Raw genomic sequence first — 24,093 nt, forward strand, 5'->3', positions numbered from 1 at the left:
CTCACAGCCAGCAAATGGGTCAAAAGTTTCATTAATGCAAGAGCCGTGCTATCTTCATCTAACGGGACTTATTTCCCGTTAAATTAACCGATCCACAGGAGAACGATCATGGATTTTCAGCTGTCCGGCCGTATCGCAGTCGTCACCGGTGCCTCCAAGGGGGTGGGCTTGGCCACTACCCGTACGTTTTTGCAGGAGGGTGCCAAGGTGGTGGCCGTCTCGCGCCGCACCAGTCCCGAACTCGACGGGCTGACCGGCCCGAATCTCGTCCATGCGTCAGTCGACCTCACCGACCCCGAGGGTCCCGGCCTAGCGGTCGCCCGCGCCGCCGAGGCGTTCGGCGGGCTGGACATCCTGGTCAACAACGCAGGCGGCCCGCCGCCCGGGGCGCAGCTTCCCCGCTTCGGGTTCCTGACGCCGACCGATGAGGACTGGCGTGCGATGTTCGAGTTCAACCTGTTTTCGGCCGTCCGCGCGATCCGGGCCGCGATCCCGCTCATGCTTGCGAGGGGCGGCGGCGCGATCGTCAACATCTCCTCGGGCAACGCGCGGCGACCGGCCCCGATGAACGTCGACTACAACGCGGCCAAGGCCGGACTGACCAACCTCACCAAGGCGCTGTCGGAGGAGTACGGCCCGCAGGGCATTCGCGTCAACACCGTCTCCCCCGGCCCCGTCCGCACCGCCTGGTGGACCGAGGAGGGCGGTGCGGCCGACATCATCGCCGCCCAAGCCGGAGCGGACCGGGACGCCGTCCTGGACCAGATCGCGCCGGAGATGATGAACCTCACCACTGGACGTCTCGTTGACCCGCAGGAGGTCGCGGACGTGGTGGCCCTGCTGGTCTCGCCGCGCTCAGCCAGTACGACCGGTGCCGAATTCTCGGTGGATGCCGGATTCCTCAAGGAGTTGTGACCCGTAGCAGATGACGTGATGGGGCCTCCAAGGCGCGGAGGCCCCATCACGTTCCTCGGGATCCCATCCGCCCGCACAGCCCATCAACCCCTGGATCACTGTGGCTACCGTTATCCCGCCATGCCCGCCATCGGCCCTCGCGCACGGCCGGTCCGGTGCCCGCCAACGACTCTTGATCGTGCTTCTGGCGCTGGCGCCGTTCCTGGCCAACGCCGACGCGGGAATCGTCGCGCTGGCCCTCCCCGATCTCCAACATGACCTGTCCCTGAGCGTGACCGATGTGCACTGGGTGACCAACATCTATGTACTGCTGCTCGGAGTACTGCAGATTCCGGCCGGACGGTTCGTGGACCTCCTCGGCGCCCGGCGGCTGCTGCTCGGGTCCCTCGCCGTGTTCGCGCTGGCAACCGCCACCTGTGGCGCCTCCCCGACGGGCACAACACTGATCTTGGCCAGAGCCGTACAGGCCGGCGCGGCAGCGTTGCTGGTCCCCGCTGCGATGGCCATGGTGATGACCACCGTAGCCACGCCCGCCGAGCGGACCCGGGCGCTGACCCTCTGGGCCACGATCGGCGGAGCAGGCTCGGTATCCGGCGTTCTGCTCGGCGGACTCGTTGTCAACCACCTGCACTGGCGCTGGGCGTTCTATCTCAATCTCCCCGTCATCGCGCCGGCACTGCTCTGCGCCCTCAAGCTGCTACCCGCCGACGACCGCCGAGCCCGAGTCGGAGGCGTCGACGTGCCGGGCACGCTGGCCTTGGTCGGCACCCTGTTCGCGCTCGTTCACACCCTGGTCAACATTCCGGAACGCGGCTGGAACCAGGCAACCTACGCAGGGTTCACCGCCGCGCTCATCCTGAGCGTGCTGTTTGTGACCATTCAGGCTTACTCCCGACAACCGCTCCTCCCGTCGGCCGTCTTCCGAGATCACGAACTGGTCGCCGGTGCCGTTGGTGTGCTGTTCGTCTCCGCGGCCACCGCTCCCGTGGTCTTCATCGGCAGCCTGTACCTCCAACAGGTCCTGCTGTTCAGCCCCCAAGCGGCCGGACTCGCGCTGTTGCCCATGGTCGGTGCGGTCCTGATACTCGGCCGCACCTGCCGCCGCCTGCTCAACCGGTACGGCCCCCGCGTGCCGTACCTCCTCGGTTGTGTCCTTATCGCCCCGGGCCTGCTCCTGCTCAGCGGCATCGCCCCCGGAACCGGCTACCTGACCGATCTCCTGCCCGGTGTCGTACTCACCGGGGCCGGACTGCCGTTCATCTGGATTACCTGTGAGACAACGGCGCTGGCCTCGATCCCCAGGAAGAGCATGGGAATCGCCGCGGGCATCATCCAATCCGCCGGTCTGATCGGCGCCGCCATCGGCCTTGCCATCGCCGTGACCATCTGCACCGCCCGCGCTCGACACACGGGCGGCGTCGACACTCATTCCGCGCTGCCGGATACGATGATGCCCATTTTCCTAACCGCCACTGTGATCATGCTGCCCGCACTGGCCAACGCCCTGATCGGCTTCCGCCGCCTCGGAACGTCAAGCCGCCGAACCGCGTAGCCCGAGGCCGTCGCCGAAATCCTCCGGAATCTGCAAGATCATCACCGCGGGTTCGCCGTGGCGGCCGTTCAATATGGTCTTGATGTGGTGATCCCGTCACGGCGACGGGGCGGTCTGGCGCAGGGTCGTCGCGGCATCCTGGAGGGCGTCCAGCAGGGGGATGAGGAGCGGGTGCCGTTCCGCGCCCCGCCGTACGGCGGCGAAGACCCGGCGCTCCGGGCCCGCGACCGGGCGGACCACCACACCCGACAGGTCCGTCTCGCGCAGCGCCAGGCGGGGCACCATCGCCACGCCCGCTCCGGCGGCGGCCAGCGCGACCACCGCGCTGAAGTCGTCGGAGGAGTGTGCGAACGCGGGGGTGAACCCGGCGTGCTCGCAGGCCAGCGCGATCACGTCGTGGCAGGGGTTGCCCGGGTAGGGGCCGATCCACGTCTCGCCCGCCAGGTCCGCGACCGCCACCTCGCTCCCCGTCACAGCCGCCCCGGTGTCTCCCTCCGTGACCAGCCGCTCGGTCCCCGTCGTGACCGTCCCGCCGGCCCATGCCGTCACGGCCGCCCCGGCCTTCGCGAGGGGGTGATCGCCGGGGAGCACCACGTCGAACGGCTCGGAGTAGAGCGGGATGCGTGACAGCCGCCGGTCGTCCTCGGCGGGGGCGCCGCGGTACTCCACGGCCACGGCGGCGTCCACCGCGCCGTCCAGGACCATGGTGAGGCTCTGGTCGCCCTCGGCGTCCAGGACCCGCACCTTGATGCCCGGCTCCTTGCCCCGGAGGGCGCCGACCGCCGGGGCCACCACCAGCCCGATCGCGGTGGCGAAGGAGGCCACCTGCACCTCGCCCGCCGTACCCGTCGTGTAGGCGGCGATGTCGGCCTCGGCCCGCTCCAACTGGGCGAGCACCTCGTTGGCGTGGCCGAGCAGGATACGGCCGACGGAGGTCAGCCGCACGCCCCGGCCGTCGCGCTCCAGCAGCCGGTGGCCCACCTCGTGCTCCAGGGCGACGAGCTGCTGGGACACCGCGGAAGGGGTCAGGTGGAGCGCGGCGGCGGCTGCGGTGACCGTCCGGTGGTCGGCCACCGCGCGCAGGGTCCTCAGCCGCCGCGTCTCTATCACCCGTCCATTCTCACCGAGGCCGTCTCATGACCGGGACGGGGCCCGGGACCGTACGGCGGTCAGCCCTCCAGCCGGGACGGTGCGGTGGCCGGCATATCCGCGTCGGGGCGGACGCAGCCCACCCCGGTCGGGGCCGTACAGCGGGGCGGGGTGACGTCAGGGCGGCACCGGGTTCAGCCGGTCTTGGGTGTGGCGCGCATGCCGATGTACACGCACGGGGTGCCGTCGCTCAGGGTGGAGAAGACGACGGGGATGTGGTCCCCGCTGAAGGCGGGACCGCCGGAGGCGGCGAACACCGTCTCCGACACCGGCACCAGGTCCATCTCCAGCGGCGGGGAGAAGTCCTTCATGCCGTCGACGAACTCGTACCGGATGTGCGCGCGGCCGTCGTCGTCCTGGGCGATGGTGGTGACGACGCCCTCGCGCTTGTAGACGCCCACCAGCGGTGCCATGTCCACCACGGGCGGGTCCGCCGGCGGCCCGAAGGCGTCCGGCATGCGCACCCCGGCCAGTTCGGCCAGCAGTTCCCGGAACAGGTCGGCGTACAGCCGGTCGGTGCCGCCGCCGTTGGCGAGCAGGACGACGGCCACGCCGGCGTGCGGGACGACGCGCAGGTAGGAGTGCTGCGCGACGGCGCTGCCGTCGTGACCGTAACCGGGAGTGCCCTCCCAGTCGTACAGGGTCCAGCCCAGGCCCCAGCCGTCGGCGCTGACGGTCCACTTGTCCGGGCTGTCGACCTCGCGGCGCTGCATCGCCGCCACGGCGTCGGCGGACAGCACACGGGTGCCGTCGGGGGCGGTGCCGCCGTCCAGGTGCATCTGGACGAACCGGGCGACGTCCCCCGCGGAGATGATGACCCTGCCGTACGGCCCCGCCGAGCGCGGCATCAGGTCCCAGGCCGGGGCCGGGTCGGGGTCGGCTCCCGGCTCTCCCAGGTGGCTCATCGCCACCCGGAAGCGCAGCGCCTCCTCCGGCAGCGTCATCGAGCGCTCCAGCCCGAGCGGGGTGAAGAGCATGTCCTTCAGCGCCTGGTCCCAGGTCTTGCCGGTCAGCACCTCGATGACGCGGCCCAGCACGACGTATCCGAGGCTGCTGTAGGAGATCGCCGTCCCGGGCGGGCAGTCCAGCGCCACCTCCCTGGCGGCCTCGACGTACTTGGCCAGGCAGTCGTCACCCCGGCCGGAGTCGTAGGTGAAGTCGCAGGTCAGCCCGCCGGTGTGGCTGAGCAGTCGCCGGATGGTGATCGTCTTGGTGGCTTCGGCATCGGGGGTGGCGAACTCCGGCAGCACGCTGACGACCGGCGCGTCCAGGTCCAGGTCGCCGGAGTCGACCAGCCGCATCACCAGGGTGGCGGTGTAGACCTTGGCCAGCGAACCGGACAGGAACACCGAGTCGGTGGTCGTCTCCACCCCCGTCCCACGGTGCAGCAGGCCGCTGGCCAGCTCGTGGATCTCACCGTCCACCAGTACGGCCAGCGTCGCCCCCGGCACATGGTGGGCGGCGCGAAGGCCGTCGAGCCGGGCCTGCCAACGGGCGGAGTCGAAAGTCATCAAGGTTCTCCTCATCGGGTTCCGGGCGACGCGTCCACCGGTCGGCATGGACGGGATCCGGGCATGGCGGTGGTGCCGGTGCCGTCGGGCACCGGTTGAGTGGGCGGGATCGTCCCGGGAACGTTCGATCGGCTACGGGGCGGGGGCCGTCTGGGTGGTCGAGGCAGCCGGGAAGATCCTCGGAACAGGCCCTATGAGGAACCCGTCCCGGTGCCGTCGGGCAGTTCGCCCGAGGCGCGCAGGGCGTCGCGGCGGGCGCGCCACTCGGCTGCGAGCGCGGGCATCCGTTCGGCGAGGAAGTCGGCGAAGGCGGCCACCTCCAGGAGGCGTGCCCGGCGGGCCGAAGGGGCCTCGCCCAGCACTTCGAGTCCGTGCTGCGCCAGCGAGCCGAGCGAGGCGTACTCCGCCTGCTTGTCCACCATCCTCAGCCAGATCGCGGGATGGAGGCCGATGCGGTCCACGCGTTCACCGGCGGCGCGTGAGCGCTGGATCCAGGACCACTCCTCAAGCATGGTGACGGCGCCGCTGATGGCGCTACGGCTCGCCCGCAGCGCTTCGCTGAGCTCGGCGATGGTCTGCTGCGGTGGGTCGCAGATGAGGAGCCATCCGGTCACCCGTCCGGTCATCGGCGGCAGGTCGTTCTGCCGCGCGAAGTGACGGCCGACCTCGTCGGCGAAGGCGAGCTCAACTTCATAAGCCATATGAAGGACATTACATGGATGACTGAAATAACACAAATTTCTGTCATTTCAGATGGGATGGATCCATGAGTGCGGAATCGCGTCCGACCGGGGGCGGGGCGCCCCCGGCCGGGACACGGGTCATCTCCGGGAGCGGCGAGGTCGCCCCCCGGTCACGAGACGGGGTCACTTCCGGACGGCCACCCCGGCCGCGAGGCGGGTCACTTCCGGGCGGCGATGAAGGCCTCCACGGCCCGGTCCACGTCCTCGGTGGAGTGCGCGGCCGAGAGCTGGACCCGGATGCGGGCCTTGCCGTGCGGGACCACCGGGTAGGAGAAGCCGATCACGTAGATGCCCTGCTCCAGCAGGCGCTCGGCCAGCGCGGCGGCCTCGGCGGCGTCGCCGATCATCACCGGGGTGATGGGGTGGTCGCCGGGCAGGATGTCGAACCCGGCCTCGGTCATCCGGGTGCGGAACCGCTCGGTGTTGGCGCGCAGCCGCATCCGGGCGTCGCTGTGGCCGCTGATCAGGTCGAGGATGCGCAGCGAGGTGGCGGCGATCATCGGGGCGAGCGAGTTGGAGAACAGGTAGGGGCGGGAGCGCTGGCGGAGCAGGTCGCAGATCTCCTGGCGGGCCGCCACGTAGCCGCCGCTGGCCCCGCCGAGCGCCTTGCCGAGCGTGCCGGTGATGATGTCGACGCGGTCCATCACGCCGTGCAGCTCGGGGGTGCCCCGGCCGTTCGGTCCGACGAAGCCGACCGCGTGCGAGTCGTCCACCATGACCATGGCGTCGTAGCGTTCGGCCAGGTCGCAGATCTCCCCCAGCGGCGCGAGGTAGCCGTCCATGGAGAAGACGCCGTCGGTGACGATCAGCCTGCGCCGCGCGTCGGCCGACTCCTTGAGCCGGGCCTCCAGCTCCGCCATGTCGCGGTTGGCGTAGCGCAGGCGGCGGGCCTTGGACAGCCGGATGCCGTCGATGATGCTGGCGTGGTTGAGCGCGTCGGAGATCACCGCGTCGCGGTCGTCGAGCAGCGTCTCGAACACCCCGCCGTTGGCGTCGAAGCACGAGCCGTACAGGACCGTGTCCTCCTGGCCGAGGAAGTCCGACAGCCGCGCCTCCAGCTCCTTGTGCACCTCCTGGGTGCCGCAGATGAAGCGGACCGACGCCATGCCGAAGCCCCAGCGGTCCAGGGACTCCTTGGCGGCGGCGATCACCTCGGGGTGGTCGGCCAGGCCCAGGTAGTTGTTGGCGCAGAAGTTCAGCACCTCGCCGCCGCCGGCGACGGCGATGCCGGCGTTCTGCGGGGTGGTGATGACCCGCTCCGGCTTGAGCAGCCCGGCGGAGGCGATCTCGTCGAGGGTGGCGCGCATGTCGGCGCGGACGTTGTCGAACATCAGGCGGTCCAATCCATGATGATCTTGCCGGTCTTGCCGCTCGCGGCGGTGTCGAAGGCGGCGTCGAAGTCGCGGTGGGAGAAGCGGTCGGTGATGACGGGGGAGAGGTCGAGGCCCTTCTCCAGGAGGACGGACATGGCGTACCAGGTCTCGTACATCTCCCTGCCGTAGATGCCCTTGAGAGTGATCATCGAGGTCACGATGGTGGCGAAGTCGACCGCGAACTCCTCGGCGGGCAGCCCGAGCATGGCGATCTTCCCGCCGTGCGTCATGTTGGAGATCATGTCGCGGAGCGCCTGCGGGTGTCCGGACATCTCCAGCCCCACGTCGAAGCCCTCGCGCATGCCCAGGTCGTGCAGGCCGTCCGCGACGGACCGCTCGGCGACGTTCAGGGCCAGGGTGACCCCGAGCTTGCGGGCCAGCTCCAGCCGTTCGGGGCTGACGTCGGTGATGACCACGTTGCGGGCCCCCACGTGGGTGGCCACCGCGGCGGCCATCAGCCCGATCGGCCCGGCCCCGCTGATCAGCACGTCCTCGCCGACCATCGGGAAGGCCAGCGCGGTGTGCACGGCGTTGCCGAACGGATCGAAGATCGCCGCGATGTCGGGGTCGACCGGCACCCGGTGCACCCAGACGTTGGAGGCCGGGAGTGTCACGTATTCGGCGAAGGCGCCGTCCCGGTTCACGCCCAGTCCGACGGTGTTGCGGCACAGGTGCCGCCGACCGGCCATGCAGTTGCGGCACTTCCCGCAGACGATGTGCCCCTCACCGCTGACCAGGTCACCGACCGCGATGTCCTCCACGCCCGGTGACACCTCGACGACCTCGCCGGAGAACTCGTGCCCGACGATCAGCGGCGTCCGGATGGTCTGCTGGGCCCACGCGTCGAAATTCCTGATGTGCAGATCCGTCCCGCAGATCCCGGTCCGCAACACCCTGATCAGCACTTCTCCGGGCCCGATGACCGGTTCCGGCACGTCCGTCAACCACAGGCCTGGCTCGGCCTTCCCCTTGACCAGCGCTTTCATCACAGATCCCCCCTCAGCTACGACCTTACGCACTGTGCCCGGTCGGCTCTGAAGGTGTCCATCGCGGTTTTCTTAACCCCGCCCACAGCGCTGCTTCACGTTCCACCCGAGCGCCCGGCCCGAGCGCCCGGTCCGGGCGTTCCCGTAGGGGTGTCACTCTGGCGACCTCGCGTAATCAGCTGCCGCCAATTCGGGTGTGATCGAGCTCGTGGTCGTCACAGGGATGGCCGTCTGCGGAATGGCGGCTCCAGGGGCTTCCAGCGGATGAGTCGGAGCCCATACGCAGCAGAGCGCAGGTGAGTCCGCTGACCTGCGCCGACGATCCCCCTGCCATGGTTGTAGCCTCGCAAGGAGAGGCCCGAGGAGATGTGCACAGCTCTTCCCGCATATCCGGCAGCGGGAGCGTACAGCCGTCCGGACGAAACATCGGGGCACAGCTCAACCCCCGGCTACCGGTGACGCGAATCCATGTGGCGTAGCAGCCGCGAAACCTGGCAGGCCAGGTGGCCTGCCGGTCAGTGCGCTTCCTCATACCAGGGTCGGGATGGGCTCGGTGGCCGAGGGAACCGGACGGGAGGCGGTCGAGGTGGCTCGGTGGGAGATGGAGGCGAAGGAGACGAGCAGGAGGATGGCGCCGAGCGGGATGAGGTCCTTGTCGATGTTCGGCATGATGAGGTCGCACAGGACCAGGAAGGGCGTCCACACCTTGATCCGGCGCATGACGGCGAGCTGGACGAGAGCGAACTGGCCGATGTAGAAGAGGTACGGGCCGACGTCGTAGGCCGCGAGAGTGACCCCCGGGGTATCACGGATCTCACGGGTGAGAAGGCTCATGCTCAGGTTGTCGACGGACAGCAGTCCAGCCACGACGTCGATGGTGAACTGCGTGGCCAGAGCGAGGGCGCCGGCGGTGGCGATCACTGCGATGTCCGCGCGGCTTGTCGTGGCGATTACTCTCGCGCCCAGGAGTTTGGCGAACTGCACCGTGAACAGCGACACGCCGCCGGAGCCGGTGACCAGCATGGTCTGTCCGCGCTGGATTCCGCGGCCGTCGCCGGTCAGGGCGTTCCATGCCGTGACGGCGGCGCAGGGAAGAGTTGCCGCCTCGGTATAGGAGAGGTGGTCGGGGATGTGCACGAGCGCGTCCTCGGGGAGGATGGCCAGCTCGGTCAGCATTCCGTCGAGCGAGCCACCCAGTTGCGGCAGGTATGCCGGTTCCAGCGGGCCGTCCAGTCACCGCGGGAACAGTGCGGCGGTGACGCGGTCGCCTGGGCGCACCCGCCGGACATCCGGCCCAACGGCGACGACCTCGCCGGCACCGTCCGAGACCGGTATGACGTCCGGTTTGACGGGCAGCACGTACTGCCCCCGTAGCACCAGAAGTTCGCGGAAGCTGAGTGAGGTGGCGTGGACCGCGACCGCGACCTCCCCCTCCCCGGGCGTGCGTGGTTCGTGCGTGCGCAGCGACAGGCCATCGATACCGCCGCCGGTGGTGACGTGGTAGCTGCGCACCATCGATGGGCGTATCGCCATCGTCGCGGTCATCCCTCGATGAACTGGTAGTCGCTGACGATGCGGCCGTCGGGGCCGAGTATGAGGATCTCCAGCCCGACGCCGGCGACCTCACCCCCGTCCCGGGGCGCCATCTCCCAGTTGAACTTGACAACGTCGTGGAGCCGGTCGGTGTTGCCGCGCGACCGGAAGACAAAGGTGCCTGGCGCGACGAACTCCTCGTGGGCGCGAGTCACCCGGAACTCCAACGCGTGGTGCCCGCGCGCCTCCAAAAGGAGACGGTCGAAGCCCAGCCCTTCAGCGATCTGCAGGATCTCCTTGGGAGGCTGCAGCACGTGGACCGCATCGGCGGACCACAGCTCGCGAATCGCGGCGCGGCGGCGCTCCGCATCGGGTTCGTTCCATACGGCGACGTAGCGGTCGGTGAGGTCGTGGATGTCAATGTCAGCCATGGTTGATCCCCTTGGTTGCGAATGGTCGGTGTGCGGCAACGACCTTGCTGCGCCGGCCGTCGCGCGACAATTCCTTGCAGGGAATCGCGGATCAGCGGCCGATCGGGTTACAAGCAGGGGTGATCAGCGAATCGACCAGGGGCGGGCTCGCCGGAGCGTTGCGTGAGTGGCGCGCTCGGCGGCGCGTCAGCCAGCTGGAATTGGCCATGCGTGCCGGAACCACGCAGCGGCACGTCAGTTTCATCGAGAGCGGACGATCGACCCCGGCCGATCAATGATCATCCGGCTGGCCGAATCCCTGGAGATGCCGATCCGCGAGCGCAATGAACTGCTCCTTGCAGCCGGATTCGCACCGGTCTACCCGCAGACCCGCGCAGCGACTAAACCGCCAACCCGTCATGCGCTCGCTCGCCGCATACGAAGCCGCTGACCCTTGGAATTGATCATCTAAGGGCCGCCAAACTGGCAGGAGCCGCGGGGGCGACCGGTCGTTCGTGAACTGCGCGACCCTGATGACGGCGAAGCGAGTAGCCGGGCCTGGCGCCGGCTGGGGTGTCGGTCAGTTGCCTGGATGGCAGTGGCTGATCGACGGCGGCGAGGTGGAGCGCAGTCGCCGCGAAACTGTCGTGCTGTCGGATCGCTGACGACCGGCGTCCCGGAAATTTCTTCGAAGAAGTCCGGGAGGCGGTGTCGGATCGGGGCGGGGGTGTTCGTAGCAGGGGTGAGGCCGCCGTAAGGGGGCGGCGCCAAGGCAAAGGAACCGCGATATGAAGCTGACGACCATGACCCAGATCTCCGTCGATGGCGTGATGCAGAACAACGGCGCCCCGACGGACGACCACCCGACGGGGTTCGAGCGCGGCGGATGGGCCCTGGGGAAGGGCGACGACGAGACCAGGACGTTCATCGCGCAGACCTACCAGCGCGCGGAGGCGTTCCTGTTCGGCCGGCGCACCTACGAGCTGTTCGCCGGCTCTTGGGGATCGATCGGCCAGATGCGCGCACATCCCATCGGCGTGGCCTTGAACGAGGCCCCCAAGTACGTCGCCTCGAGCACGCTCACCGCACCGCGGTGGCAGGACACGACCGTTCTCCACGGTGACCTCGCTGCGGCCATCAGTGAGCTGAAGGCCAAGCCCGGCGGTGAGCTGCAGGTGCACGGCAGTGGCGCCCTCATCCGGTGGCTGCTGGAGAACGATCTGGTCGACGAGATGACTCTGATTGTGATCCCGGTGATCGTCGGCCAGGGCGCGCGGTTGTTCCCCGACGCGGGCCCGGATCTTGCGCTCGACCTGGTCGAGTCGCGGGTCGACTCCAAGGGCGTGACGATCCAGGTCTACCGGCCGGCCGGGCGCCCACGGTATGCAACGGCTTGAAGTCCCTGACCAGCGAACTACGCTGTCTTGACACCAGAGGAGATGATCTTCAGATGCGGTACCTGGTTTCCGTGATCGATGACAAGAGCAATCCCGGCAGCACGGACAGGCGGCCTGCCATCAGCGCGTTCAACGAACGACTGATCGCCGAGGGCTACTGGGTCTTCTCGGGCGGACTCGCGGACACCGACGCGGCCACGGTCATCGACAACCGGGGCGAGCAGGCGGTGTTCAGCGACGGGCCTTTCGTGGAGTCGAAGGAGTACCTCGCCGGCGTCTGGGTGTGGGAGGCCCCCGATCTGGATGTGGCGCTCAAGCTCGCCGCCGAGGCGTCGAAGGTCTGCGATCGGAAGATCGAGGTGCGGCCGTTCCAGTGAGCGACGTCGAGGAGGCGATCACCCGGGCCCACCACGAGGAGTGGACGCGGGTGGTCGCCGCCCTGACCAGGCGTTTCGGTGACCTCGACATCGCCGAGGAGGCGGCCGCCGAGGCGTTCGCGGCCGCCGTCGAGCGGTGGCCGGCCGACGGTATACCGCCCAACCCCGGCGCCTGGCTGACCACCACCGCCAACCGCAAGGCCATCGACCGGATCCGCCGCGAGAACAAGCGCGACGACAAGCACAAGGAGGCTCAGATGGTGTACGACGACCCGCCCGAGCCTGTCGGCGCCGTCGACGACGACCGACTCCGGTTGATCTTCATCTGCTGTCACCCGGCGCTGGCGATGCAGACTCGCGTAGCGCTGACGCTGCGCATGGTCGGCGGTCTGACCGTGCCCGAGATCGCCCGCGCCTACCTGGTGGCCGAGACCGCCATGGAGCGGCGCATCACCCGCGCGAAAGCCAAGATCAAGGCGGCCCGCATCCCCTATCGGGTACCGGCCGCCGACGATCTGCCGGCCCGCGTGTCCGGCGTACTCGCCGTGCTGTACCTGGTGTTCAACGAAGGCTACCTGGCGACCGGCCCCGACACCGATCCCCTACGTCACGGCTTGACCGCCGAGGCGATCCGGCTCACCCGCCTGATCCGTGCCCTCATGCCGGGCGACGGCGAGGTGGCCGGGCTGCTGGCGCTGATGCTCCTCACTGAGGCCCGCCGCATCGCCCGGGTCTCGGCCGGCGGCGAACTGGTCCCCCTGGCCGAGCAGGACCGTGGGGCCTGGGACACAGGCCTGATCGCCGAGGGCCACCGGCTGGTGCGCGAGCGCCTCGCCGCTGCCGCCGCCGGGGCGGCTCCGGGCCGCTACCAGATCCTCGCCGCGATCAACGCTGTGCACACCTCCGCCCGCGACATCCGCGACACCGACTGGTCACAGGTCCTCGCCCTCTACGACCAGCTCGTCCGCCTCGACCCCTCGCCGATCATCGCCCTCAACCGGGCCATCGCCGTGGCCGAACTCGACGGCCCGTGGGTGGCATTGGCGGCCGTCGACCGTCTTGAGGACAAGCTGGCCGGCTATCACGCCTACCACGCCACCCGTGCCGACCTGCTGCGCCGGCAGGGCCACAGCCGGCAGTCACGTGCGGCCTACGACAAAGCCATCGAACTGGCGGGCAACACCGCCGAGACCGCCTACCTGACCCGCCGCCGCGACCAACTGCGGTAGCGCCCACAGATCCCGATCAAACCCTGCGCACAGCGGCAGTCGACCCGGGCGCCCCGGGCGCTCCGGGCTCTTCGGGCTCTTCGGGGGTGTCCCCGCCGCCCCGGCGTGCGGTGACCAGCCGGGCGGTCCGCAGGCCCAGCCAGGTCAGTACGGCCAGCACGCCGACCAGGAGGTATTCGATCGCGGGGATGCGCACGACCTCGTCGAGGCCGCCCAGGCCGCGGCCGTTGTAGACCAGCAGGACGGAGCCGGCGTAGAGGGCGGCGAGCAGCCATCTGATGTTGCCGGACAGCCCCAGCCCGTGCATCTGGGTGAGCACGAAGACCCCGAGGAAGCCGAACAGGAACATCGGCCAGGCGCCGTCCGGGCCGGAGCTCATGATCGCGACGAGGGTGCCGTGCACGGCCACGAGGAGCTCCAGGGACATGGTCCACCAGCGGTTGGTGTGGGCCCGGGTCATGAACAGGCTGCCCTGGAGCAGGAGCAGGAACATGTAGAAGAGGCCGATGAGGTGCCCGCTGGTGTTCTCCATCGGGTGGTACCAGAAGGTGTAGACGGCCGCCCAGCTGAACAGGTAGCCGTGGTACTTGCGGGCGAAGCCCACCACCTCCGCCGAGATGGGGGCCGGGCGTCCGACGAAGAGCCCCCGGCGCCTGTTCTCCATCAGCAGGACCACGACCAGGAGGATGACCACCGACCCCTGCGAGCTGAAGATCGACACGTCCTGCGCGAGCCCGTCGTAGAACAGGTGGGTCTGCAGCACGTGCAGGACGATGAAGCCGAAGTTCACCGCCAGCGCCACGACGTTGACCGGCTGCAGGCCGTTGCTGTAGCGGCGGACCCTGGTCTGGGCGTAGTAGATGAGACCCCATGCCGAGAGCTGGTGGGCCGCGTAGCCGAGCCACGCCGAGGCGCGGGTCCACACGGTCGGCTCCGGCAGCTTCCAGTAGTACCAGGAGGCGCCCTGGTCGGGCAGGAGCCGGATGCCGTGCAGCCGCTCGCCCAGCAGCCACACCAGCCCGGTCAGGACCGCACTGGCCGCGATGCCCCAGAGCAGTGCCCGGTTGGCTGCCATGGGGCGTCCATCATTAAGCATGCTTAGTATTATGCGGTTCTTTCCGGCGTGCCGGAGCCTCCCGGCAGGACGGCCGGCGCCTGCGAGGGCCGGGCGCCGGCCGTACGGGATCGGGGGTCAGGGGGTCGTGTGCCGGCGGTTCTCCTGCAGGTCGGCGAGCGGGTCGGCGAGGGCCGCACCGGCACCGAGCTGGCGGGGGCCCAGGTCCGCGGCCTCCGCCTCGGCCACCGCCTCGGCCGCGGCCTGCTCCGCCTGGGCCGCCTCCCTGGACGCGTCCGCGCTGACCACGGGGGCGTCACGGGTGGCCGCCGACTGCGGCAGTGCCTCGGTGAAGGCCTTGGAGACGCCCTGCAGCGCGGAGGTGACCTCGCTGGGGATCACCCAGAACGTGTTGCCCGGGCCCTTGGCGAGCTCCGGCAGCATCTGGAGATACTGGTAGGCCAGCAGCTTGGGGTCCGGGTCGTTGCGGTGGACCGCCTGGAAGACCTCGTCGATGGCCTGGGACTGGCCCTGGGCCTTGAGGATCGCGGCGCTCCGGTCACCCTCGGCGCGCAGCACCGCGCTCTGCTTGTCGCCCTCGGCGGTGAGGATCTGCGACTGCCGCTGGCCTTCGGCGTTGAGGATCGCGGCGCGCTTGTCACGCTCGGCGCGCATCTGCTTCTCCATCGCCTCCTTTATGCTCTTCGGCGGGTCGATGGCCTTGATCTCCACCCGGTTGACCCTGATGCCCCACTTGCCGGTCGCCTCGTCCAGCACGCCCCGCAGCTGGCTGTTGATCGTGTCACGCGAGGTGAGCGTCATCTCCAGGTCCAGTGAGCCGACGACGTTGCGCAGCGTGGTGACCGTGAGCTGCTCGACGGCCTGGATGTAGTTGGCGATCTCGTAGGCGGCCGCCCGGGGGTCGGTCACCTGGAAATACAGCACGGTGTCGATCTCGACGACGAGGTTGTCCTCAGTGATCACCGGCTGCGGGCGGAAGGAGACCACCTGCTCGCGGAGGTCGATCATCGGGTAGACCCGGTCGATGTAGGGGATCACGAAGTTCAGGCCCGGCTTGAGAGTGCTGTGGTAGCGGCCGAGCCGTTCCACGTTGCGGGCTCGGGCCTGGGGGACGATGCGCACCGAGCGGATCACCGTCAGCACGGCGAACAGCACGATGAGCAGGACGACGATCAAGAATGCATCCATGTCACTCCCGGGGATATACGAGCGCGGTGGCGCCCTCGATCTCGATGACGTCGACGGTCGCCCCCACGGGGATCACCAGCGTCTCGTCATAGGCCCTGGCCGACCACTCCTCACCGCCGATCTGTACCCGGCCCTCCCGGCCGGTCACCTCGCGCACGACATAGGCGGGTTTGCCGACGAGCGCCTGGACCCCGAACCGCTTACCGGAGGGCACCTGCCTGAGCTGGCGTTTGGCGATGGGCCGGACCACGATCACACCCGCGGCAAGGGATGCCGCGAAGACCACCAGCTGAAAGGGGATCGGCAGGCCGAGTGCCGCGGCGGCGGCCGTGATCAGGGCGGCGCCGCCGAGCATGCCCAGGGCGGTGGTCAGCGTGAAGATCTCCGCGACACCCAGCACCACCGCGAAGATCAGCCAGATCAACCAGTCGTCCATGCTCGGCCCTCCTACGTTGTCAAACGGGGCAGGTGCCTGAGAGGTTCCTTTCCTCTACCGTATGCCGCCACTCGGAGAATCGTCAGGCTTGACTGGGTTTGTGCTGCCGTCATCGACGGCCGGCGTGGGAAGCGCGGTCGGCAGGAGCCGGGGCGGCACGGCGGCGTGCAGGGCGCTGCCCTTGAGCCACTCCTCCCAGGAGCGCTGCCAGTAGCCCCAGCCGTTGTTCCACTCCAGCTCACGGTCGGTGCCGCTGATGACGACGGGGTCGCCGCGCAGCGAGGAGCCGAAGAACCAGGCGGCCTGGTCGGGCCGGGCGTTGACGCAGCCGTGGCTGACGTTCTGCCGGCCCTGGGCCCAGACGTTGTTCTTGGCGTGCACGTACTCGCCGCTGTTGGAGATCCGGACGGCATGGTCGATCATGACGTCGTAGAAGCCGGGCTCACCCTTCTTGCGGCCGGGGGAGACCATCCGGACCGGATCGGCCTTGTCCATGGTCAGGTGGATGCCGCTGGTGGTGGTGTACTCCTCGGTGGTGGCCATCCCGGCGCTGATCGCCATCCGCTGGACCACCTCGCCGTCCCGCACGACCCGCATCTGGTGGGTCTCGGCGTCGATGTGGCTCACCTGTTCCCGGCCGACGGCGAAGGGCACCGTGCGGTCGGCCGTGCCGTACACGCCCTTGGCCGCGCGGACGCCGGACAGGTGCGCGGTGAAGGAGACCCGCTGGTGGGCCGGCCACTCGCGGCGGGGGCGGTAGACCACCTGGGTGTCGCTCACCCAGTGCCAGGCGCCCTCGACCGGCCGGGTGGAGCGCACCTCCAGGGCCTGCTCGACGGCCGCCCTGTCCTCCACCGGGGCGGTGAAGTCGACGATGACCGGCATGCCGACGCCCACGGTCTCGTCGGGAGCCGGGATGACGGACTCGACCTGGAAGGTCCGGGCGGGGGTGAGCGTGCGGAACCTTCCGGAGGTCGTCGCCGTCGTGCCGTCCGCCGCCGTGGTGACGTTGACGATGTACTCCCGGTCGGGAGCCAGGGCCCAGTCGGAACGCCAGGTGGACCGGGTGCCGTCGAACCGGCCCGGCACCGGGGCGCCGTCCAGGTAGGCGGTCACCCCGGTCAGCGTGCCCGATCCGGCCCGGACGATCAGCCCCTGCCGGGTGTCGGCCTCCGTCGAGTTCAGTGGCGGCGAGATCGTCACATCGGCCGTTTCCGGCTGGTCGTCACCGGCCATGACCGACGAGCAACCGGTGACCGTGAGGAGGAGGAGAACGATCGGGAGGCATCCCGCGGCGCGCCGCATCTATTCCTGCCTTCGGGGTCGGCGGATGGTCGGGAACCCCACACTAGCGACGAGTTATCAGATGAGCACATTGAGTGACGATGGGTGCGGCCGGAATGCGGCGGAAAGGGATCGGGCCGGTGATCGGGGCTGTGCTCGGCGCGCTAGGCCGGGTTCCGGCCGCCCCCGTCCCTCGCGGGCAGGACGGTCCCCGACACCTCACCCAAGGTGATCACGGTGCCGCCGGGGCCGGGGGCCGACGCGGTGATCGTGACGGTGTCGCCGTCCTCCAGGAAGGCCCTGGCCGATCCGTCGGGCAGCTTGAGCGGTTCGGCGCCGTTCCAGGCCAGCTCGATCAGCGAACCCTGCTCGCCCGGCTCCGAGCCGGAGACCGTGCCGCTGGCGTAGAGGTCCCCGGTGCGGAGACCGGCGCCGTTGACGGTCAGGTGGGCGAGCATCTGGTCGGGCGTCCAGTACATCCCCCGGTACGGCGGGCGGGAGACGACCTCGCCGTTCAGCGTGACCTCCAGCGTCAGGTCGAGCCCCCACGGTTCCCGGCGGCGCAGGTAGTCCAGCGGCTCGGGCTGCTGCTCCCGGCCCGGGACGCGGGCCTCCGACAGGGCCGCCAGCGGGGTGATCCACGGTGACATCGAGGTGGCGAAGGACTTGCCGAGGAACGGACCCAGCGGGACGTACTCCCACGCCTGGATGTCCCGGGCGCTCCAGTCGTTGACCAGCGCCACTCCGAACACGTGGTCCTCGAACCGGCCGGCCCGCATCCCGAGGGCCGTCGGCGTGCCGACCACGAACCCCAGCTCCGCCTCGATGTCCAGCTTGGCCGAGGGGCCGAAGACCCCGGCGCCGCGCTGTCCGGACGGCCGGACGATCGGCGTGCCCGACGCCACGACGGTCCCGGCCCGGCCGTGGTAGCCGACCGGCAGGTGCCGCCAGTTCGGCTTCAGCGGCTCCTCGTCGGGGCGGAACATCCGGCCCAGGTTGGCGGCGTGCTCCAGCGAGCAGTAGAAGTCGACGTAGTCGGCCACCTCGATCGGCAGGTGCAGGGTGACCCGCTCCAGCGGGACCAGATGCGCCTCGATCGCGGCCCGGTCGGTGCTCAGCTTGTTCTGGATCACCGCCCGGGTGTCCCGCCACGCGCCCGCGCCCCTGGCCATGAAGGCGTTGAGCGACCCGGTGGCGAACACCTCGTCGTGCAGGGCCCCGGCGAGGTCGACCACGTGCTCGCCGTACCGCACGCCGACACGCGGGACCTCCCCCTCGTGCTGGGAGAAGACCCCGTAGGGCAGGTGCTCCAGACCCCAGGACATCACGCGTTCTCCTCTACTACGCCGGCGGTCGTGCCGGTGATCAGGCCGAGGGCCCGCAGGTCCTCGATCGGGGTGCTCGTGCTGCACGAGCCGTACGACACCAGCAGCCCGCGGGCGCGTTCGGCGACGCCGTCCGGTACGGCCCGCGCCAGCCGTACCAACTCGCCCACGTCCGTCGTCTTCAGCACCGGCACCGGGTCCCGGCCCGCCACCGCCGCGCAGACCGCGAGGACCAGATTGAGGAAGCCGTGCCGGTCGGTGCCCAGCGGCGGGTAGAAGTGGCGGACCGCGTTGTGCAGCCCGGCGGTCGCCTTGAACGGGATGGCGTGCTCGGCGCAGTAGGTGATGAAGGAGCCCAGCTCACCGGCGGTGGGGAAGGCCGCCGCGGTCGGTCCGCCGCACCGGATCTTCAGGCCCACCCCGGGAGGCGGGTCCACGGGGAGCTGCGCCGCGGTGACCTCGACGAACTGGCGGGTCGGGACGTCCAGGGCGACGGCACGGCCACCCGGCACCTCGACCAGTTCGACGGTGAGGCCGTCGAGCGGCGGCACGTCCGGGGTGTCCAGGATCAGTCCGAGCCGGACGGGGGAGTCCAGGTGGGCGCGGAGCTCCGGCAGGCGGCTCGCCGGGCAGAGGAAGCGGTGGGTGAGCACCGGGCTGCCCCCGGCCAGGTCGGCCCGGTGCCGCCGGAGGGCCTCGGCCATCGGCAGCGCGGTCGGCGGGAACAGTCCCGCGTCGTCGACGAGCCCGCGGAAGAGCGCTCCCGGCACCGAGCCCTCGCGGGTCGGGATCATCGGGCCCAGGTCCACGCGTAGGCGGGGTCCTCGACGGACAGGCCGGCGGGGCCCAGGTCGAGCGGGCGGAAGGTGTCGACCATCACGGCCAGCTCGCTCGTCTGGGTGTGCCCCTGCCGTACCGCCTCGATGACGGCCTCCACGGCGCCCGGCTGCGGGCCGTGCGTGAACCCGGCCGGGTGCAGCGAGATCGAGCCGACGTCGATGCCCGAACCCTTGCGCGCGGTGTAGTCGCCGCCCGCGTAGAACATCAGCTCGTCGGAGTCGACGTTGTGGTGGTTGTAGGGGATGGGGACGGCGTCCGGGTGGAAGTCCAGCGGCCGGGGGCAGAACGAGCAGATCACGAAGTTCGGGCCCTCGAAGGTCTGGTGCACCGGCGGCGGGGCGTGGGTCCGCTTCACGATGGGCTCGAAGTCGTTGATGTTGAACGCGTAGGGGTACAGGCAGCCGTCCCAGCCGACCACGTCGAACGGGTGGTCGCGGTAGACCAGCCGGGTGAGCCCGCCACGCGTGCGGACCAGCACCGGAACCTCCTCGCCCTCGACGGTCAGCGGCTCCTGCGGGGTGCGCAGGTCGCGCTCGCAGTAGGGGGCGTGCTCCAGGAACTGGCCGTGTGTGGACAGGTAGCGCTTGGGCGGCCGGATGTGCCCCGCCGCCTCGATGGTGAAGGCCGTGACGCGGCCCTGCGGGACCCAGCGGTGGATCGTGCCGGTCGGGATGACCACGTAGTCGCCCTCGCCGGCCTCGATCACCCCGTAGGTCGACTCGAACCTGACCCGGCCGCTCGCGATGTAGACGCACTCGTCGCCCATCGAGTTGCGGTAGAGCTCGCCGGGGGTCTCGCTCGCGGCGTACGACATGCGGACGTCGGCGTTGCCCGCCAGCAGCCCGCGCCCGGTCACCAGGTCGCCGCCCACCGGCAGGTCCTGGGTGCGGAAGTGGCGGGGGGACAGGGGCAGGTTGGGGCTCAGCGTGCCGCCGGCCGCCGGCTCGACCGCCTCCGCCTTGATGATCGCCGTGGGGAGGTGCCGGTGGTAGAGCAGGGACGAGTCGCTGGAGAACCCCTCCTCGCCCATCAGCTCCTCGGCGTACAGCCCGCCGTCGGGCCGCCGGAACTGCACATGGCGCTTGCGGGGGATCTCTCCCACGGCGCGGTAGTACGGCATCCGCTTCTCCCAGGCTTGTCCGTTTATCGGACGCTAATGTCCTTTATACGAACAACCATCTGCCATGGCATGGGCGATGTCAACCACGCTCCTGTGGTGAGACGGGCGGCGAGTCCGGTGTCGACGAAGGTGACTTTCGGGGTTGCCACCGCCTGACTGCACCGGCAACCTGCGGATACATGAACCGGCAGATTGCCGAAGACCAAACCAGCATTCTGCCGAACGAGAAACTCGGGGTGTGAACCCGGCCGTCAGCGCCCGAGATGGGAGATCGTCGTGCCGGAGGCCTGGCGTGCGGCTCAGACGGTCAGCTTGCGTACCAGGCGCACCAGCGCCTCCCGCCGGGTCCGCGGGCCGTCGTCCGCTGCGCCCGCCATGATCATCCGTGCGAGCTGGGGTGTCGAGAACCACCAGCCGGCCAGCGCGATCACCGCGTACAGCAGTTCTGCCGGTGGGATCGCGTCACCGAGCGTCCCGGCGTGCTGCGCGGCGGCCAGCGCGGCGACCTTGTCGGCGTAGTGGGCGGCCCGCTGCGCTTCGGCGGCCACCTGGTCGTCCCCGGCCTGCAGGCCCTCCCAGTGCAGGAGGCGCACGAAGTGCGGGTGCGCGCTGTGGTAGTCGAAGACGCGTCCGGTGTACTCGCCGAGGTCGGCGGCCAGTCCGGCGTCCAGCGGCACGGCCGCGGCCAGTTTCTCCAGTTCCTGGGTCAGGACGGCGCCGAACAGCTGCTGCTTGCCGCCGAAGTACTGGTAGATCCGCTCCTTGTTCACTCCGGCCTTCGCGGCGACGCGGTCCACCCGCGCCCCCTGCGGCCCGTGTTCGGCGAACTCACCGACCGCCGCGTCCAGCAGGAGCTGCCTGGTCTTCGCCGTGTCCCATGCCATGACCTCAGCGTACGGCAAATTCCAACTCGTTGGTTGGATTTTTTCCGTAGGTATGCCAAACTCCAACCAACGAGTTGGAATTTGGAGCCGGCTCCTGTACCGAAGAGGTCGTCATGTCCGTCCCCCGCACCCCCACCACCACCACCACCACCGCCGCCCCGTCCGTGCACCACCGGGCGCTGCTCACCTGGCTGGCGGTCTACTCCATGATCACCGTGACCCAGCTGCTGCTGGGTGGCCTGATCGCCGCCCTGCCGCTGCCCGTCCGGACGCTGATCCTGACCGGTGTCGTCGTGCCGGTGGTCGTGTACGTGCTGGTCCCGGCGCTGCTGCGGGTCCACACGGAGGTGCGCCGCCGCCCGGCCGGTGCCACCAGATGACGGGTCGGCCCGGTTGCGCCCGTGCGATGGTCAGAGCTGGGCGCGGTGCTTGGCACTCGCAGCCAGGGGTCTGCTTCAGGTAGAAATACCTTCACATCAAGATACTTCTGAGGAGCGGCGATGTTGCACCACGTCCAGTTGGCCTGCCCGCCCGGAAGCGAGACAGTGCTGCGGGGCTTCTACGGAGGAGTGCTCGGGCTGACCGAGATCCCTAAGCCACCTGTGCTCGCCGCACGCGGCGGGTGCTGGTTCCGCGGTCACGGCATCGAGTTGCACCTGGGCGTCGAGGCGGACTTCCGCCCGGCCCGTAAGGCGCACCCCGGTCTGCTGGTCCGCGACCTCGACGAGTGGGCCCGGCGGCTGACCGAGGCCGGCTATCCGGTCGCCTTCGACGACGACTTCCCCGGGATGCGCCGCTTCTACAGCGAAGACCCGCACGGCAACCGCCTGGAGTTCCTCGAACCGCGCTTCTGACGGCGGGCAACCGCCGAGGCCGGCCGAAGCGGCCGAGAAGACAACGGCACCCCATGACGCTTCACCTACAAGGGCCGGTGGCGAGGCGAGATCATGATCTTTGAAAATTTCGAACAGCCCCTGACCGGCTCGGAGTTCAAGGAGTTCGCCGAGGAACGCTACGGTGACGGGCTCTCTTCGCCCGACAGGCTGCTGCTCTCCTCTGCCGGTGGCGGCTCCGTGGATCGCACACCCTTCGGCTGGAGTTCTGTGACGAGGATCTTCGTCGAGCAGCCCTCGGAGAAGGGGAGCGAGGTTTCCGCCCGGGGCACAGAGGCGATCGAGGATCTCCGGCGCTGGGTGGGCGGGCTCCGTGACCATGACGAGCGCAATCTGAGCGCCCTCGGCCTCGACCTGAACCGCCTGCGCAAATCCGCCGCCGAAGGACGGATCTACGGTTACATCGCGGCCGGTGAACCGGTCGGCGCGTTGCGCGAGATCCTCGACGATCCACGTGTCCGCACGATCCGCCTCGGTGACGTCGCCTTCGATCTGGGGTAGTCACCGGCTGCGGTGTTCACCTCGGCCTGCCGCCCCTGCGGCATTCCGACCATGGTCACAGCATGGCCGTATGGCGGCGAGATCATCCCGGGGTCCGAGGCACTGTCGTCAGAACCGTGTGGCGAGGCCGTCGAAGGCGACCGGGAGGTGGCGGGGGCCGCGCAGCACCGGATTCTGCCGGTACGGCGGCGGGTCCGCCACGAGCGAGGGGTTGACGAGGCGGCGGGCGAGCTCGGTCAGCGCGATCTGCGCCTCCAGCCGGGCGAGGGGCGCGCCGAAGCAGTAGTGGATGCCGCTGCCGAAGCCGAGATGCTGGTTGTCCCGGCGTCCGGGATCGAACCGGTCGGCGTCGGTGAAGCGCCGGGGATCGCGGTTTCCGGAGGCCAGCATGAGCCAGACGGGCGAACCCTTCGGGATGAGGGTGCCCGCGACGTCGATGTCGGCCAGGGCGGTGCGCTGCGGCAGGAGCTGCACCGGCGGCTCGTAGCGCAGCAGTTCCTCCACGAGGGGTACGGCCAGGCCGGGATCCGCACGCAGCCGGCCGAGGACCTCCGGGTGGCGCAGCAGGGTGAGCGTCCCGTTGGTGATCAGGTTGACGGTGGTCTCGTGGCCGGCGATGAGCAGCAGGACGGCGGTGGTGATCAGCTCCAGCTGCGACATCCGCCCGTCCGGCCCCGCCTCGGTGGCCAGGGCCGACAGCATGTCGTGGCCGGGTGCACGGCGATGCTCCTCGATGAGGCCGGCGAGGTAGCCGCCCAGCTCGGTCCGGGCCTGCTGGGCGACGCGCTGCCGCTCGGCCGGGCCCTCGGCCGGATTGGGGTCGAGACCGGAGACGATCGCGTCCGCCCAGCCGTGGAAGCGCGCCTCGTCCTGGTGGGGCACGCCCAGCAGATTGCAGATCACCATCACCGGGAACGGGTAGGCGAAGTCGTCGACGATGTCGGCCTGCTCCCGGCCGTCGAGGCCGTCGATCAGGCCGGACACCATCCGGGCGAGCTCGCCGTACATGTCGTGGATCCGCCGGGGGCAGTTCGGCGGACCGAACGGCCGGGTCGCCAGCCGGCGCATCCGGTCGTGCTCGGGCGGGTCGAGCCGCAGGAAGCTGGGCGGCAGAGTGCTGTCCTCCTCCGGGTCCGGAGGCAGGGAGCCGTCCGCCAGGGGGACGCGGTTGCGCGCGTCGGAGCTGAGCCTCGGGTCGTGCAGCAGGCTGCTGATCTCCCAGTAGGTGCTGACCGCGTAGACGCCGTCGTCCTGCCGTGCCACCGGTGTCCGGCGGAGCTCGGCGTACAGGGGGTATGGATCGGCACGGTTGGCGTAGTCGGTGATCTGGTACAGCAGGGTTCCCGACGTCATCGGTTGCCTCCGGCGTGGA

The 24,093-nt window shown here is 69.7% G+C and carries 26 protein-coding genes; 9 read left to right on the forward strand and 17 right to left on the reverse strand.

Annotated features, from left to right (window positions below):
* Positions 1-108: 108 nt before the first annotated feature.
* Positions 109-915: an SDR family oxidoreductase gene (locus OHA77_RS23590; protein ID WP_326826094.1), complete on the forward strand. Its 807-nt coding sequence runs from the start codon at positions 109-111 to the stop codon at positions 913-915.
* A 178-nt stretch (positions 916-1,093) separates the two neighbouring features.
* Positions 1,094-2,467, forward strand: coding sequence for an MFS transporter (locus tag OHA77_RS23595; protein ID WP_406319860.1), 1,374 nt, complete (start codon positions 1,094-1,096; stop codon positions 2,465-2,467).
* Between the two features lie 96 nt (positions 2,468-2,563).
* Here OHA77_RS23595 and OHA77_RS23600 read toward each other — a convergent pair whose 3' ends face one another.
* The 8 genes from OHA77_RS23600 to OHA77_RS23635 all read right to left on the reverse strand — a co-directional run bounded on the left by OHA77_RS23600 (position 2,564) and on the right by OHA77_RS23635 (position 10,193).
* A complete protein-coding gene (locus OHA77_RS23600) occupies positions 2,564-3,577 on the reverse strand; it encodes a LysR family transcriptional regulator (protein WP_406311676.1) in 1,014 nt (337 codons plus the stop codon).
* A 173-nt stretch (positions 3,578-3,750) separates the two neighbouring features.
* Positions 3,751-5,127, reverse strand: a complete 1,377-nt coding sequence (locus OHA77_RS23605) for a serine hydrolase domain-containing protein (RefSeq protein ID WP_406311677.1) — start codon at positions 5,125-5,127, stop codon at positions 3,751-3,753.
* Positions 5,128-5,318: 191 nt separating this feature from the next.
* Entirely contained in the window at positions 5,319-5,828 is a 510-nt protein-coding gene (locus OHA77_RS23610; RefSeq protein ID WP_326826091.1) for a MarR family transcriptional regulator, read from the reverse strand.
* A gap of 200 nt (positions 5,829-6,028) precedes the next feature.
* Positions 6,029-7,201, reverse strand: a complete 1,173-nt coding sequence (locus OHA77_RS23615) for a glycine C-acetyltransferase (RefSeq protein ID WP_326826090.1) — start codon at positions 7,199-7,201, stop codon at positions 6,029-6,031.
* A complete protein-coding gene (gene tdh / locus OHA77_RS23620; protein ID WP_406311678.1) occupies positions 7,201-8,229 on the reverse strand; it encodes an L-threonine 3-dehydrogenase in 1,029 nt (342 codons plus the stop codon). Before tdh ends, OHA77_RS23615 begins: the two co-directional genes overlap by 1 nt.
* Before the next feature lie 528 nt (positions 8,230-8,757).
* Positions 8,758-9,405 carry a hypothetical protein gene (locus OHA77_RS23625; RefSeq protein ID WP_406311679.1) on the reverse strand — a complete coding sequence of 216 codons (648 nt, stop codon included), beginning with the start codon at positions 9,403-9,405 and terminating at the stop codon, positions 8,758-8,760.
* 57 nt (positions 9,406-9,462) lie between these two features.
* A complete protein-coding gene (locus OHA77_RS23630) occupies positions 9,463-9,762 on the reverse strand; it encodes an alcohol dehydrogenase catalytic domain-containing protein (protein WP_406311681.1) in 300 nt (99 codons plus the stop codon).
* An 8-nt stretch (positions 9,763-9,770) separates the two neighbouring features.
* Positions 9,771-10,193 carry a hypothetical protein gene (locus OHA77_RS23635; protein ID WP_406311682.1) on the reverse strand — a complete coding sequence of 141 codons (423 nt, stop codon included), beginning with the start codon at positions 10,191-10,193 and terminating at the stop codon, positions 9,771-9,773.
* 206 nt (positions 10,194-10,399) lie between these two features.
* Between OHA77_RS23635 and OHA77_RS23640 the strand changes: the two genes are divergently transcribed.
* The 4 genes from OHA77_RS23640 to OHA77_RS23655 all read left to right on the forward strand — a co-directional run bounded on the left by OHA77_RS23640 (position 10,400) and on the right by OHA77_RS23655 (position 13,175).
* A complete protein-coding gene (locus OHA77_RS23640; RefSeq protein WP_406319861.1) occupies positions 10,400-10,471 on the forward strand; it encodes a hypothetical protein in 72 nt (23 codons plus the stop codon).
* 489 nt (positions 10,472-10,960) lie between these two features.
* Positions 10,961-11,569, forward strand: a complete 609-nt coding sequence (locus OHA77_RS23645) for a dihydrofolate reductase family protein (protein WP_406311683.1) — start codon at positions 10,961-10,963, stop codon at positions 11,567-11,569.
* A 53-nt stretch (positions 11,570-11,622) separates the two neighbouring features.
* Positions 11,623-11,946, forward strand: a complete 324-nt coding sequence (locus tag OHA77_RS23650; protein WP_030922074.1) for a YciI family protein — start codon at positions 11,623-11,625, stop codon at positions 11,944-11,946.
* Positions 11,943-13,175, forward strand: a complete 1,233-nt coding sequence (locus OHA77_RS23655) for an RNA polymerase sigma factor (protein WP_406311684.1) — start codon at positions 11,943-11,945, stop codon at positions 13,173-13,175. Before OHA77_RS23650 ends, OHA77_RS23655 begins: the two co-directional genes overlap by 4 nt.
* Before the next feature lie 16 nt (positions 13,176-13,191).
* Here the strand turns inward: OHA77_RS23655 and OHA77_RS23660 are convergent, their stop codons facing one another.
* The 8 genes from OHA77_RS23660 to OHA77_RS23695 all read right to left on the reverse strand — a co-directional run bounded on the left by OHA77_RS23660 (position 13,192) and on the right by OHA77_RS23695 (position 21,327).
* Positions 13,192-14,250, reverse strand: a complete 1,059-nt coding sequence (locus tag OHA77_RS23660) for a hypothetical protein (protein ID WP_406311685.1) — start codon at positions 14,248-14,250, stop codon at positions 13,192-13,194.
* A 117-nt stretch (positions 14,251-14,367) separates the two neighbouring features.
* The gene (locus tag OHA77_RS23665) at positions 14,368-15,438 is read right to left on the reverse strand and encodes an SPFH domain-containing protein (protein WP_406311686.1); all 1,071 of its coding nucleotides are present in this window, start codon (positions 15,436-15,438) and stop codon (positions 14,368-14,370) included.
* 1 nt (position 15,439) lies between these two features.
* On the reverse strand, positions 15,440-15,874 hold the full coding sequence (locus tag OHA77_RS23670) for an NfeD family protein (RefSeq protein WP_326826086.1): 435 nt from the start codon (positions 15,872-15,874) through the stop codon (positions 15,440-15,442).
* A 54-nt stretch (positions 15,875-15,928) separates the two neighbouring features.
* The gene (locus OHA77_RS23675; RefSeq protein WP_406311687.1) at positions 15,929-17,179 is read right to left on the reverse strand and encodes an Ig-like domain-containing protein; all 1,251 of its coding nucleotides are present in this window, start codon (positions 17,177-17,179) and stop codon (positions 15,929-15,931) included.
* A 143-nt stretch (positions 17,180-17,322) separates the two neighbouring features.
* Complete coding sequence (gene fahA, locus OHA77_RS23680) at positions 17,323-18,483, reverse strand: fumarylacetoacetase (protein WP_406311688.1); 1,161 nt, start codon at positions 18,481-18,483, stop codon at positions 17,323-17,325.
* Positions 18,483-19,292, reverse strand: a complete 810-nt coding sequence (locus OHA77_RS23685; RefSeq protein ID WP_406311689.1) for a hypothetical protein — start codon at positions 19,290-19,292, stop codon at positions 18,483-18,485. The genes fahA and OHA77_RS23685 overlap by 1 nt, the downstream gene beginning before the upstream one ends.
* A complete protein-coding gene (locus OHA77_RS23690; protein ID WP_406311690.1) occupies positions 19,274-20,443 on the reverse strand; it encodes a homogentisate 1,2-dioxygenase in 1,170 nt (389 codons plus the stop codon). Before OHA77_RS23690 ends, OHA77_RS23685 begins: the two co-directional genes overlap by 19 nt.
* Positions 20,444-20,742: 299 nt before the next feature.
* The gene (locus OHA77_RS23695; protein WP_406311691.1) at positions 20,743-21,327 is read right to left on the reverse strand and encodes a TetR family transcriptional regulator; all 585 of its coding nucleotides are present in this window, start codon (positions 21,325-21,327) and stop codon (positions 20,743-20,745) included.
* A 113-nt stretch (positions 21,328-21,440) separates the two neighbouring features.
* On the opposite strand from OHA77_RS23695, the gene OHA77_RS23700 reads away from it, so the two are divergent.
* The 3 genes from OHA77_RS23700 to OHA77_RS23710 all read left to right on the forward strand — a co-directional run bounded on the left by OHA77_RS23700 (position 21,441) and on the right by OHA77_RS23710 (position 22,721).
* The gene (locus OHA77_RS23700) at positions 21,441-21,707 is read left to right on the forward strand and encodes a hypothetical protein (RefSeq protein WP_406311692.1); all 267 of its coding nucleotides are present in this window, start codon (positions 21,441-21,443) and stop codon (positions 21,705-21,707) included.
* 120 nt (positions 21,708-21,827) lie between these two features.
* The gene (locus OHA77_RS23705) at positions 21,828-22,181 is read left to right on the forward strand and encodes a VOC family protein (RefSeq protein ID WP_406311693.1); all 354 of its coding nucleotides are present in this window, start codon (positions 21,828-21,830) and stop codon (positions 22,179-22,181) included.
* Positions 22,182-22,274: 93 nt separating this feature from the next.
* Positions 22,275-22,721: a hypothetical protein gene (locus OHA77_RS23710; protein ID WP_406311694.1), complete on the forward strand. Its 447-nt coding sequence runs from the start codon at positions 22,275-22,277 to the stop codon at positions 22,719-22,721.
* Between the two features lie 108 nt (positions 22,722-22,829).
* Here the strand turns inward: OHA77_RS23710 and OHA77_RS23715 are convergent, their stop codons facing one another.
* The gene (locus tag OHA77_RS23715; RefSeq protein ID WP_406311695.1) at positions 22,830-24,074 is read right to left on the reverse strand and encodes a cytochrome P450; all 1,245 of its coding nucleotides are present in this window, start codon (positions 24,072-24,074) and stop codon (positions 22,830-22,832) included.
* Between the last annotated feature and the right edge of the window lie 19 nt (positions 24,075-24,093).

The sequence above is a fragment of the Streptosporangium sp. NBC_01639 genome (genome assembly GCF_045209755.1).
Classification (GTDB): domain Bacteria; phylum Actinomycetota; class Actinomycetes; order Streptosporangiales; family Streptosporangiaceae; genus Streptosporangium.